The following is a 13,301-nucleotide window of genomic DNA, read 5'->3' on the forward strand; positions in this document are numbered from 1 at the left end:
TCTTTTTAATTAATATCCCAAAATACTTTTACTGTCAGTTTATCTCCTCCAATTGCTGATGAAGCTTGACTCCAGTTGCTTCCATTTACCGTTTGTTCATTAATTGGATAAGTTAATCTTACTGGTATCTTTCCTTCTGCTGCTGGTGTTGCATTTGGAGCAGTCATTACAGGATAATCAAGTCTTCTGTAAAAATTCCAAGACTCAAATCCTCTATTATACATTGCAATCCAAGCTTGTTCACCGATTCTTTGCTTCCAATTTGCTGGTGAAAAAACAACATTAGGATCTGCCAGATAAGTAGTAACGGCAGCACCTGTAACTCCCCATTGGGCCATTGACTCAGTAATTGCAGTGTTATAATAGCTTGCAGCAGTACCACCAACACTATATCCTCTTGAAGCAGCTTCTGCTAAATAAAAATTAACCTCAGCTGCATCAAACAAAACGCCTGTTTTATTTGGGGCCAACAAACTTTCTCCAATATGAGAATTGGTAGCATAAGAATTTGAAAGTCCTACAGTACCTCCCACATATCCACCTCCTGGTGCAGCAGTAAAATAGGAAGGTCTTCTCGGATCATTGAGATTATTCATTGCATCGACAATACCTTCTTCCGCAACAAAATCATTTCTGTTACTAGCAATTACTTCCGCGTATAGACGATTAAAGTTGGGTGAAGTTCCATCATATTTAAATAATGCATTAGTAGAATTTGTTAATAAAACCCCCGCATTATAAGCAGACTCTACTGTTTGTTTAGCCAAAGTAGGATTCACATCAGCAAGATTGATTCCTATCTTTAATTTAAGACTATTTGCAAAAGTAATCCACTCCGCTACATCTCCACCATAAATATTGTCACCCGTTTCAAAACTTGGATATGCAGTATCTAAGGTTGGTATAAGTACGTTTAGCCTATTGATTAAATCAGCATAGATTGTTTTTGCATCATCATATTTAGGTAAAACAGTAGTTTCAACCTTAACCGCCTCTGAATACGGAACGTTCCCAAAACTATCTACTAAAACCTGATAAGTATAAATTTCAAGTATATTAATAATTGCTAATTTATTTGCCTGCTGTTTATCCCATGCTAACTGTGTTAATGTAGCAGGTTTTGCTTCTGTAGGAATGATCTTTTTTGCTTCATTAAGGTTACCTAAAACATCGGTATACAGTGCTAACCACATATTATCAGGCACTTTTCTAGTCCCAGTGAAGTTAAAGCGTGCATCATTTCTATAAATTGTCGTCGCCAAATAATGCTGAAAGAATCTAAATACGTTTAAGTTTACACTTGGCGTTTCCATTTGATCGATCAATTCTTTCTGAGCATTAGTAAAGGCTAGCTCCGCAGGAACCTGATATGGCTGAGTTTGATTATTATTAAAGTCGTCATCACCATTGACACACCCTGTAAGTAATGCCAAAGATCCTATAGTAAGTATTGAAAATATTTTTTTCATTGTAATTCTTTTTAGAAGTCTAATTTTACGTTAAATGAATAAATTCGAGTAGAAGGCATCACCCCAGATTGGAAACCTTGAATATTACCTGAAGAAGTTCCTGCTTCCGGATCCGCATCTGGTAAATTTTTATGAATAATCCATAGATTTTGTCCCAATAAACTTAAGGTCATACCTTTAATAAACGTATTCTTCAGCAAATCAGATGGTAAGGTGTATGATATTTTTGCTTCTCTCAATTTTACATAAGAAGCATCATAAATAAATGCTTCCTGAGGTATCCCTGCATCGGTTCCATAAGCTCCTCCTGCATAAGAAGCATCAATTCTTACATCATTAGGCGTTCCATCTTGTTTCACACCAGGCAAAATAATACCTCCCGAATTAGGGCCGTTGGTTAAAGGATTTCTCACCGGATTACCTAAATCATTTAACCCAGCGCTATAAGCATAGATTCCTGTTAACCCTCCATATGATTGGTCAAGTGAATAAACACTTCCTCCTTTTTTCACATCAATTAAGAATCCAAGAGAAAAGTTTTTGTATCTAAAAGTATTATAAACACCTCCCATCCAGTCAGCCTGTATATTTCCTAATACTCTATCCGTCGCAACTAAGTAATGCCCATCATCATCTACAACTTTATTTCCATTAGCATCATAAACGAAGCCAGTACCTCTAAATGTTCCATAAGCTTCCCCCACTGTTGCATTTAGACTCGTTTCTTGAAAACTAGCTAATTGTAGATTGTTTCTACCTTGATTTAACGCAACAACTGTATTTTTGTTTTTAGACCAGTTCACATTAATATCCCATTGAAAATCAGAACTTTTAATCGGAACTATACCTAATGCAACTTCAACACCTTTGTTTTGAGTTTCTCCGGCATTAATTAATGAAAAACTATAGGAAGTAGATGGGGATTGTGGTACTCTAAACAATAGATCTTTAGTATTTGTTTTATAAAGTGAAACATCCAACGTTACCCTTCTTTTAAACATGGATGTTTCCAAACCTACCTCCCAGCTTTTCTGTCTTTCTGGCTTTAGTGCATCAAAATCAACATAAGTATCACTGATATCAGCCATTGGAAGTCCGCTTACAGTACCTCTTGGTGAAAAGAATCCAGGTCTTCCGAATGCCATATCGTTTCCTACCTCTGCATAACTTAATCTTACTTTTCCAAAATTTAACCAACTGCTTTTAAATAATTCTGAAAATACAAAACTGGAACCTAATGAAAAATAAGTATAGTTTCTATTAGACTTAGGTAATGCAGTAGAAGTATCGTTGCGGATAGTTCCTTCCAAGAATAAGTATTTATCATAATCGAACGATGCTTGAGCATAAATTCCTGATTTCTGTCCTCGTATGTTATTTTCTATTGAAGGATAATAAGCTCTTGAATTCCCTACTGTATATAAACCAGGAATAATTAACCCTCCGGTTGTAGAGTTTTCAGTACTTCTTTGGTGTTGATCCATGAACTGCCCTCCTGCAACAAATAAGGCATTAAATTTATCTGATACATTCCAAGTATATCTACCTATTAAATCATAAGTCTGTCTTATGATCATATCATCATATACCCAATATCCGGAAGTTTCATCAGCCTGAGCAAGACCGAACTCTTCAGCATGACTCCCTACAGCTTTTCTTAGCTCTTGTTTACTTGATGTATAATCTACGGTCGCTCTACCTAATATATTGAATTTTTTGGTAACGTCATATGATAATTCAGCACCCGTAATTAATCTCGTTTTGTCATCAGATGAATAGTTTTGATATCTATCCCAGTAAGGGTTATTCCAAAAGGCAGCTGATAAATCACCATCTAAAGGAGCATTCATATTCCAGGTATAATTCTTATTTGTTCTGAAATATTCATCTCTTAATTCTAAGATATCAACATTCAACGGCCACCATTGTCTAAATCCTGTAAGTATATTATCATTATATCCTACAGAATTTCTACCTACTGTTGTTTGGTCATTAAAAGTTAAGAAAGTTCTTACTGTAAAATTATCCGCAAACTTACGGCTAAAGTTACCACTTAACATATTCTTGTTTAATTTACTATTTGGAAGAATCCCAGTTTCATTATTATTAGTAAATGTTAAGTTATAGGTATTTAGTTCGTCCCCTCCGTTCAGATTAAAACTATTTACAAAAGAAAGTGATTTTTGAAAAAATTTGCTTGGATCATTTTTAGCAGCCACCCATGGTGTCGCTTTGCCAAAATTTGGATTTCCAGGAACAAAAGCATTCCATTGATAAACTAATAAGTTTGGATTATATGCTGGTCCATAAGAAGCATCATCTCCTGTCGGGGCAACTGTATCTGGAATACCGTCTCCATTAACGTCTGCGCTTATAAAACTGTCTGCACCATTATATCCTGCTCCATAAAGTTTTTGATATTCCGGAAATGTTGATTTATCCATTGATCCTACTGAGACAGTAGAGTTAATTGAAAGCCCTAAAGATTTGCTTCGCTTTCCTTTTTTAGTAGTGATAATAACCGCTCCGTTTGCAGCCATACTTCCATATAAAGCTGTAGCAGCCGCTCCTTTAAGTACATTTATTGATTCAATATTATTAGGATCGATATCTGCTGTAGCATTTCCAAAATCAAATCCGTCACGTCCTCTTGAAGCATCACCAGAGTTTAGATTACCACTGATAATTGGTACTCCATCTAATACGATCAATGCCTGGTTGTCACCAGTGATACTTTTCGCCCCTCTTAAAACAATATTACTTGACCCACCAAAGTTTCCATTGTTTTTAATTTCCATACCTGCTACTTTACCTGATAAGTTATTAATAAAGTTAGTAGTAGGTACTGAATTTACTTTTTCTGCGTCTAAGGTTTGGGATGAATAGCCTAGAGATTTTTTCTCTCTTTTAATACCAAGGGCAGTTACTACAACTCCCTCTATCTCTTGTGTTTTAATAGAATCCTTCTTTGTCTGCTGAGCATTGGCAACAGCAAGAGACGAAGACAATACTAATACAAGCACACCTGCTGTTAGTTTCTTCATATCAAATTAATTTTGTGATATACAAATTTGTAAAACTTTCTTAAAAAGACAAAATAAAATCTTAAAAAAATATTATTTTTGCCATAGTATTAAAAAAAATATCAATTTTACCCTTTAAAATGTTTTAATTTTTATGGAATTACTAAAGAAATGGACAAATAATTATATTGAAGCAGGATGTGATGAGGTAGGAAGAGGTTGTCTGTGCGGCCCCGTAGTGGCAGCAGCTGTAATTCTGGATGAAACCTTCGAACAAAATCTAATCAATGACTCCAAAAAATTGAATTTTAAAACAAGAATGGAGCTTGATCATTATATTAAAAACAATGTTAAAAGCTATGCAATTGCGGAGCTTTCTCCTTCATTCATAGATCAACATAACATCCTCAATGCCAGTATACACGCTATGCACCGAGCTCTTGATAAGCTAAGCATACAACCCGAGCTCATCTTAGTAGATGGAAATAAATTCCATCCTTATAACTATATTCCTCATGAATGTATCATAAAGGGAGACTCGAAAGTACTTTCTATTGCTGCCGCATCTATTTTGGCTAAGAATTACAGGGATAGATTAATGATAGAATTACACAAAGAGTTCCCAGAATACGGATGGGATACTAACTTTGGTTATGCGACGAAAAAGCACCAGGAAGCTTTAATAAAACATGGTCCAACCAGACATCACCGTCAGTCATTCAGGTTAAAATATGATTGAGTTTAAAATTGAACTGTCAATTATTTATCTTTTATCACGATCACTTAAAATTTAAATCATTTCTAAATAAAAAAGAGAAGCAATAATTTGCTTCTCTTTTTGTTATAATAAGTTATTTTATTTCTTTTTTCTTTGCTGTTCCTGTGCTTTTTGCTGTTCCTGAGCCTTTTCCATCATTTCTCTCATACGTTTTTGGAACTTACCTTCAGCTTTTGGCTTTTCTTTGTTGGCCTGGATTTGTGCGTGGATTTTCTTTTCATCCAAAATCACATATTTAATAACAAGGATAATCAAGATATTAATCGCGTTAGATACGAAATAATACCAAGAAAGCCCCGATGCAGAAGTATTCAGAAAGAATAGGAATGTAATCGGGAAAATATACATTAATACTTTCATATTTGGCATTCCTTCCTGTTGAGGCTGTTGCATATTTCCTGAAGTCATTACCGTGTAAATTAAAATTACAATGGTACATGCCAAGGCAAAAATACTTAAGTGATCTCCTAAGAAAGGAATTTTAAACGGCAATTTGATCAAGTCATCATAGGCTGTCAAGTCTTTTGCAAACCAGAAACCTTGTCCTCTAAGATCTATAAAGTTAGGGAAGAAACGGAACAACGCATAGAAAATAGGAATCTGAACTAACGCAGGTAAACATCCTGCCATTTGATTTACCCCTGCTTTTCTGTATACCTCCATTGTTGCCTGTTGCTTTTTCATCGGATCTGCATCCTTAAATTTAGCATTTACTTCATCAATTTCCGGACGGATCACCCTCATCATTGCACTCAGCTTATGCTGTTTGTACATAATTGGCGATAATATTAATTTAACCAAGATTGTCAATAAGAAAATTGCCCAACCTGCAGTTAACCCCCAAGATGCAATAAAGTTATAAATAGGAATAAAGAATCCCCTGTTCATCCATCCGATGAAAGACCATCCTAACGGAAGAATCTCGTCGAAGTTTTTGTTATATTCTTTCAATAATGGTAAATCCAATGGTAAGAAATACCATGTGAAGTCCTGATTAAGCTCACTTCCGGTCATCTGAACAAAACCTTCATAGTTCAGTTTCTTCAAATATTCTCCTTCTTCAATAGTTTCCTGATTTCCCTTACTTTGTGTAAATCCGTTTTTAGCTTCAATCACAGAAGCAAAGAACTGCTGCTTTACCCCGATCCAGTTAAGGGTTTCTTTATCTTCAGTCATTGTCGTTCTTCCGTCATAATCATAATCTTTATAATTATTGAAAGCATATGAGAATTCTGAGTGAGACTGTTCTTGTGCTCTACCTTTTTCTAAGTTTCTTACACTATAATCCCAAAGGAAATCTGCTTTGTTATCAGCTGTGATTTTTGAAAGTCCCTGAGTTCTTACCTTAAAATCTAAGGTATATTTCGGAAGTAGAGTATAAATAAACTGGATAACAGCTCCATTGTAATTAGCCGTCATTGTCACTGCGTTTCCATTTACAGTTGGAGCAAAAACAAGATCTTTTGTATTGATCACTTTTCCTGTTTTATCCTTGAACTGGAAACCGTAGTTCGAATTATTTTTTGTAATCAGGTAAAGCGGAAGATCGGCTTTATCTGTTTTATGATCGTATGCTTTGTATTCTGCAAGTTCCACTTTAGAAACCTGTCCTCCTAAGCTGTTGAATTCAATTTTTAACTCATTGTTGGAAAGATTCGCTGTTTGAATTGCGTTCGGAGTTACATTTGGATTGATATTGCTTGCCTGAGTCTGTTTTACGGCACTTTTTGCCTGTTCAGTTTTTTGCTGCTGAGCTTTTACTGCTTCCTCTTTCGATTGCTTGTTTTGGAAATAAAACATAAAACCGAAGAGAACCAAACATAAAACCGCAAAACTAATAATCTGACTTTTATCGAGTCCGTTGTTCTGTTGCATTTTATTTTTATTAAAATTTTTACCTATTTAAATGTATACCAAAATGACATACATTTTCGAGTCGACAAAAATACTGTTTTTTTATCAAAACTCTATCCTTTACTATATTACTATATAATAAACTCAGGCTGAGAAAAATCAGTCTGAGTTTATGTATGACGTTTGTAACTTTTAAATTACTTTATTTCTGTGTGCAAGCTTTAATGAATGCTCTGAATAACGGATGCGGTGTAGCAACCGTACTCTTGTATTCCGGGTGATACTGCACTCCAACATAGAACGGATGTTCCGGCATTTCTAATGCTTCCACCAATCCTGTTTCCGGGTTGGTTCCTGTTGCCAAGAAACCATTTTTCTCAAACTCTCCGATATAATCGCTATTGAATTCATATCTGTGACGGTGTCTTTCCGTAATATTTTTAGCTCCGTAAATATCGTTTAATTTAGAACCGTTCTTCAAAGAACATTTCCAAGCTCCAAGACGCATGGTTCCTCCTTTATCTACCACATTCTTCTGCTCTTCCATCAATGAGATTACAGGATGTTCTGTAGAAGTATCGAATTCCATTGAATTGGCTTTAGAATATCCCAAAACATTTCTGGCAAATTCAATCGTCATGATCTGCATTCCCAAACAAATTCCCAGCATAGGAATTTTATTTTCTCTTGCATATTGAGCGGTAAGAACCTTTCCTTCAATCCCTCTATCACCAAAACCTGGAGCGACAAGGATACCATCAACACCTTTTAAAGTTTCCTTAATATTTTCAGGAGTAATATCTCCACTATACACCCATCTTACTTTCACCTCAGTTTCCAGATCTGCTCCTGCATGTTTGAAAGCTTCAGCAATTGAAATATAAGAATCCTGAAGTGATACGTATTTTCCTACCAATGCGATTTCGACAGATTTTTTAGGATTCTGGAATTTCTTTAAGAAAGATTTCCATTCTTTAAGATCTGCATCTTTATCACTTTTAAGATCCAGTTCTTTAAGAACTACATCATCAAAGTTTTGTTTCTGAAGATACATCGGAACTTCATAGATTGTATCCAAATCTTTACATTCAATCACATTATCTAAAGGAACGTTACAGAACTGAGCCAGTTTCGCTCTCTGATCTTTTGGAATTTTGTGCTCTGTACGGCAAACCAAAACATCAGCCATAATTCCGCTTTCCATTAACTGACGAACAGAATGCTGAGATGGTTTTGTTTTTAATTCCCCACTTGAAGCCAGATATGGCAATAAAGTCAGGTGAATGACCATAGAGTTTTTCTCACCCAATTCCCACTTCAACTGACGGACAGTTTCAATGTAAGGTAAAGACTCAATATCTCCAACAGTACCACCGATCTCTGTAATAATGATATCGTAATTCTGTTTAGATAAAATTTTAATTCTGCGCTTGATTTCGTTCGTAATATGAGGAATTACCTGAACTGTTTTTCCAAGGAAGTCTCCTTTTCTTTCTTTTTCGATGACAGTCTGGTAGATTTTTCCTGTTGTAACGTTGTTGTTTTGGGAAGTCGGAGCATCAAGATAACGCTCATAGTGTCCTAAATCCAGATCCGTCTCCGCGCCATCTTCGGTCACATAACATTCTCCATGTTCGTAAGGATTCAAGGTTCCCGGATCAATATTGATATAAGGATCAAGCTTTTGAATAGTTACGTTGAAGCCACGTGATTTTAGTAGAAGTCCAAGAGAAGCTGAAACGATTCCCTTTCCCAAAGATGAAGTTACACCTCCTGTCACAAAGATGTACTTTGTATTCTTTTTACTCATTAGATTAGGTTTGTGCAAAGTTAGGGGAAAAAGAGATACAAAGCAATTTTGTTACGATTTTAAATTTTATATTCTTCAGAAGAAAGTAAAAATAAAGGCTTCCAACTATGTTGAAAGCCTTTCACCCAAATCAAATTATATACTTAAATTATTGCTTTATCAACTCAAAATATAAAGCTACCTCAACATCTTTAGCAACTCCTGCTCCTGTAGGATCATATTTGATATTATAATCTAAACGATTGATCGTAAACTTAGATTGAAACCCCAATACTTCTTTCCCTTGCTGGTTTTTTGCAACCCCTCCAAAAGTAGCGGGAACCGTAATTTCTTTTGTAACGTCCTTAATCGTAAGTTTTCCTTTCAAAGTATAGGTACTATCTTTCCCTTTTGCTACTGTCCCTCCTTCAAATCTTATTTGCGGATATTTTTCTGCATCAAAGAAATCTGCACTTGTAAGATGTTTATCTCTTTTATCTACTCCTGTATTGATCGTTGCAGGATATACGATAAAATTGAAGGCTCCTTTTTCCAGATTATTTCCGGCTGTGGAAACTTTCCCGTCAAACTTATCAAACTTCCCCTGTACAAAACTAATTCCCATATGTTTAATATTGAAATTAATAGAAGAATGCATAGGATCTACCGTCCATTCCGATTGTGCAAAAGCTGTAATACTAATTAAAGCCAATACAAGAGTTAAAAATAGTTTTCTCATTTCTTTATTTATTATACCAACAAAGTTATTCTTTAATTGCGAATTTATACATTGATCTATGTTAGTTTTTTGATTTTCCTAAAATTATTTTTGAATAGAGTAAATAAAGCAAATAAACGACTAAAAGAACAATAAATGAATTTATATACAACAGTAAACTTAAAATATTTACAGCATCAGATCCAAATGGATTAAACCCAATTAAAATTAAGCTAATCAAATAAATTATCTGAAATAAAACCGCAATTCTCAAAACAGAACGATAGCTTTTTCGAAATATACAAACAGTAATAAAGGCTATAGCTGAAGCTACTAAACATTCTATAAGTAGTAAAAAAGGGTACATCCCAAAACTCCCACCAGGAAAATGCGCAATATTCGAGATCAATACACTCAACAATAAATTCATCATTGACATGAATGCAAAAATCTGAATGCTTTTCAGTAAAATATTTTTCATGCCAGAAAATTAACTAAAAATCAAAAGAAAAATTCAAAAAAAATTTTGAACTTCGCGGTATGGCAAAATTAAAAACAGCATATTTCTGTCAAAACTGCGGTTCACAGTATCCTCAATGGACCGGACAGTGTAAAAATTGCGGTGAATGGAACACTTTGGTGGAAGAAGTGGTAGAAAAAACGGCTTCACACAAAACTCCGCCTTTTTCAAAGACAAAACAACATGTTATCAACATCATTGAAGTTGAAGCCATCGAAGAACCGAGAATAAAAACACCATCCGATGAGCTCAACAGAGTATTGGGAGGAGGCATTGTATTAGGTTCTGTCACTTTAATTGGTGGAGAACCGGGAATCGGGAAATCTACCCTGCTTCTTCAACTTGCCCTGAAAATGAAGAAAAAGATCTTTTATGTTTCAGGAGAAGAAAGTGCTTCCCAGATCAAAATGAGAGCTGACCGTTTAGCTGATGTAAAAAACCCGAACTGTTTTCTTTACACTGAAACTTCTCTGGAAAAAATACTTCATGAAGCCAAGAAACTGGAGCCTGATTTTGTCATCATCGATTCTATACAGACCTTACAGTCTCAACTGATTGAAAGTTCTCCGGGAACCGTTTCCCAAATCAGAGAATGTTCCAATGAAATCATTAAATACGCCAAGGAAAATAATGTTCCTGTATTTTTAGTCGGACACATCACCAAAGACGGACAAATCGCAGGTCCAAAAGTTCTGGAGCACATGGTAGATGTAGTGTTAAATTTTGATGGAGACAGAAACCACCTTTTCAGATTGTTAAGAGCCAATAAAAACCGCTTCGGATCAACTGCTGAAATCGGAATTTATGAAATGATCTCGCAAGGATTAAAAGAAATCAAGAACCCCTCAGAAATATTAATCACAAAAAAATCTGAGGAGCTTTCCGGAAATTCCGTTGCTGTAACCATTGAGGGAAACAGACCAATGCTATTAGAAATTCAGGCGTTAGTAAGTTCTGCAGTCTACGGAACTCCACAAAGAAGCTCTACCGGATTTGATTCTAAAAGATTAAATATGCTGCTCGCTGTACTGGAAAAAAGAGCAGGTTTCCAATTGGGAGCCAAAGACGTTTTCCTGAATATCACAGGAGGAATAAAAACAGATGATCCCGCTTTAGACTTGGCAGTGGTAGCTTCTATTCTTTCTTCCAATGAGGATATTCCGATTTCTGAACATTATTGCTTTGCAGGTGAGATTGGATTAAGTGGCGAAATCCGTCCGATTGCACAGGCCGAACAGAGAATTTCTGAAGCCGAAAAACTGGGTTATGAAAAGATTTTTGTTTCTAACCTCAATAAAATTCCAAAGAAAAAATTTGGGATTAAAATCGAAGAAGTAAGTAAAATTGAAGATTTCCACGAGCGTCTTTTTTAGAATAAACTTTTTGATGATTCGGGCGTTTTTCCTAAAGGAAAAACGCCCGAATATTTTTTATGAGAAACATAATAAAAACTCACATACTTTAGAAATAAATTATTAATTTTATACAAAAACCAACAAAACACAACCGATAAACTTAAATATTTATTTTATGAAAACAAAAATCACAATTTTAGCTTTAGCGATTTCCTCTTCAGCTTTTGCTCAACAGACCTATTTTCGGAATAAAATTCCCGAAAACTCCCTGAAAGAATCACAGAAAATTTCAAAAGAGCTTGCGACAACGTATTACAATACACAATATTATAATCAAACATCATTTGATCTCAATCAGGACATCAGAATTCCCACAATAAAAGATCAGATGATCGTTGCAAAGCTTGACAAAATCTACAGATACACCAACAAAAGCGAATCTTATACATATAAAATTGTAAACGATCCTTCTGCAGAACTTGTTCTTTCTAAATATGACAATATTATCACGGGAATGTATGTTTCAGGTTCAGGAGAAAAGATAATGTATCATCAGGTAAACGAAAATACATTTGCCATCTCTCAGGTAGCAGAAAAATTATTAATTGATCAGGATGCTAAAGATGACACCATTATTGACGAATCAGCTATATCCAATGCAATAGCTTCCAAAACCAACAGTAATATCTGCTCTTCAAGCACCGCAACATGTTCTGCATCCACCGTAGATGTTCTGGTTGTTTATACCAGCGCTGCAAGTACGGCGTGGGGAGGAAATTCACAAAGCAATTCTTACATCGCAACAGCGATTACCAATTTCAATACTGCATTAACCAATTCCGGAATTACAAATGCAACCATTAATCTGGTATATTCCGGAGTGATTTCCTATGCAGAATCCGGAAATTTAAGCACAGATTTATCAAGATTAAGAGCCACTGCAGACGGTTATATGGATGATGTTCATACCTTAAGAACAACTTACGGAGCAGATCTCGTTTCTTTAGTCACTTCTACTCCTACCAACACTTGTGGATTAGGGTACGTAAACACTTCGTCAACAAATTATGTCGCTACCGCAGGCTTTTCTACTGTTTTATATAATTGCGCAGTATCCAATTATTCTTTGGCACATGAAATGGGACACAATATGGGATTAAGACACGACTGGTATGTTGATACAAGCACAACACCATGCAGTCATCATCACGGATATACAAACGCTGTTGCCATTACCAACGGAACTTCAGCAACATCAGCTCAAAAATGGAGAACCATTATGGCTTACAATGATGAATGTACCAACGCAGGAATAAGCTGTACAAGAATCAACAGATGGGCAAATCCCGTTATCAATTACAATACTTATCCGACAGGAGTTGCAATAGGAAGTACCAATCCCGCAAACGAAGCTTTCGGCTTTGCACGTTTCATTTGCGTGGTTGCCGGGTTTACAGCCAGCGTTGGTGATGTATTATCCGTAGAAGAAAGAGGTACTACAACTAAAACTAAAGAATTTGCAATCTACCCTAACCCAGCAAAGACAACGATCAATATTACTACAGACGAAAAAGAAAATTACAGTTTTGAAATCATTAATGCCGCAGGACAGGTCCTTCAAAAAACAACTTCAAAGGAAATCAACATCAGCAGATATCCTACAGGAGAATATTTTATTAATATATACTCAGGAAATACACTTACAGGAAGTAAAAAATTCTTAAAAAACTAAAACAACATTAACCTTAATTAAAATCTCCTTTTATTTTTTAATAACTGGAGATTTTTTTATTTT

The 13,301-nt window shown here is 35.3% G+C and carries 9 protein-coding genes; 3 read left to right on the forward strand and 6 right to left on the reverse strand.

What is annotated here, in order from left to right:
- Nucleotides 1-5 precede the first annotated feature (5 nt).
- Both MKS83_RS10085 and MKS83_RS10090 read right to left on the reverse strand, forming a co-directional pair.
- On the reverse strand, nt 6-1,433 hold the full coding sequence (locus tag MKS83_RS10085; RefSeq protein ID WP_240583059.1) for a SusD/RagB family nutrient-binding outer membrane lipoprotein: 1,428 nt from the start codon (nt 1,431-1,433) through the stop codon (nt 6-8).
- 47 nt (nt 1,434-1,480) lie between these two features.
- Nucleotides 1,481-4,513, reverse strand: a complete 3,033-nt coding sequence (locus MKS83_RS10090; RefSeq protein ID WP_240583060.1) for a SusC/RagA family TonB-linked outer membrane protein — start codon at nt 4,511-4,513, stop codon at nt 1,481-1,483.
- Between the two features lie 133 nt (nt 4,514-4,646).
- On the opposite strand from MKS83_RS10090, the gene MKS83_RS10095 reads away from it, so the two are divergent.
- Entirely contained in the window at nt 4,647-5,231 is a 585-nt protein-coding gene (locus MKS83_RS10095; RefSeq protein WP_100376711.1) for a ribonuclease HII, read from the forward strand.
- A gap of 117 nt (nt 5,232-5,348) precedes the next feature.
- Here the strand turns inward: MKS83_RS10095 and yidC are convergent, their stop codons facing one another.
- The 4 genes from yidC to MKS83_RS10115 all read right to left on the reverse strand — a co-directional run bounded on the left by yidC (nt 5,349) and on the right by MKS83_RS10115 (nt 10,112).
- Nucleotides 5,349-7,145, reverse strand: a complete 1,797-nt coding sequence (yidC, locus tag MKS83_RS10100; RefSeq protein WP_240583061.1) for a membrane protein insertase YidC — start codon at nt 7,143-7,145, stop codon at nt 5,349-5,351.
- Nucleotides 7,146-7,326: 181 nt separating this feature from the next.
- Nucleotides 7,327-8,934: a CTP synthase gene (locus MKS83_RS10105; protein WP_100376713.1), complete on the reverse strand. Its 1,608-nt coding sequence runs from the start codon at nt 8,932-8,934 to the stop codon at nt 7,327-7,329.
- A 148-nt stretch (nt 8,935-9,082) separates the two neighbouring features.
- Nucleotides 9,083-9,652 (reverse strand): YceI family protein, encoded by a 570-nt coding sequence (locus MKS83_RS10110; RefSeq protein WP_240583062.1) that lies wholly within the window; start codon nt 9,650-9,652, stop codon nt 9,083-9,085.
- A 61-nt stretch (nt 9,653-9,713) separates the two neighbouring features.
- Nucleotides 9,714-10,112 (reverse strand): hypothetical protein, encoded by a 399-nt coding sequence (locus MKS83_RS10115; protein ID WP_240583063.1) that lies wholly within the window; start codon nt 10,110-10,112, stop codon nt 9,714-9,716.
- Nucleotides 10,113-10,171: 59 nt separating this feature from the next.
- Here MKS83_RS10115 and radA point away from each other — a divergent pair, with 59 nt between their 5' ends.
- On the forward strand, nt 10,172-11,524 hold the full coding sequence (gene radA, locus MKS83_RS10120; RefSeq protein ID WP_240583064.1) for a DNA repair protein RadA: 1,353 nt from the start codon (nt 10,172-10,174) through the stop codon (nt 11,522-11,524).
- 157 nt (nt 11,525-11,681) lie between these two features.
- Entirely contained in the window at nt 11,682-13,238 is a 1,557-nt protein-coding gene (locus MKS83_RS10125) for a zinc-dependent metalloprotease (protein WP_240583065.1), read from the forward strand.
- Nucleotides 13,239-13,301: the final 63 nt, after the last annotated feature.

Source organism: Chryseobacterium sp. Y16C (assembly GCF_022488405.1).
In the GTDB taxonomy this organism is placed as follows: Bacteria; Bacteroidota; Bacteroidia; order Flavobacteriales; family Weeksellaceae; genus Chryseobacterium; species Chryseobacterium geocarposphaerae.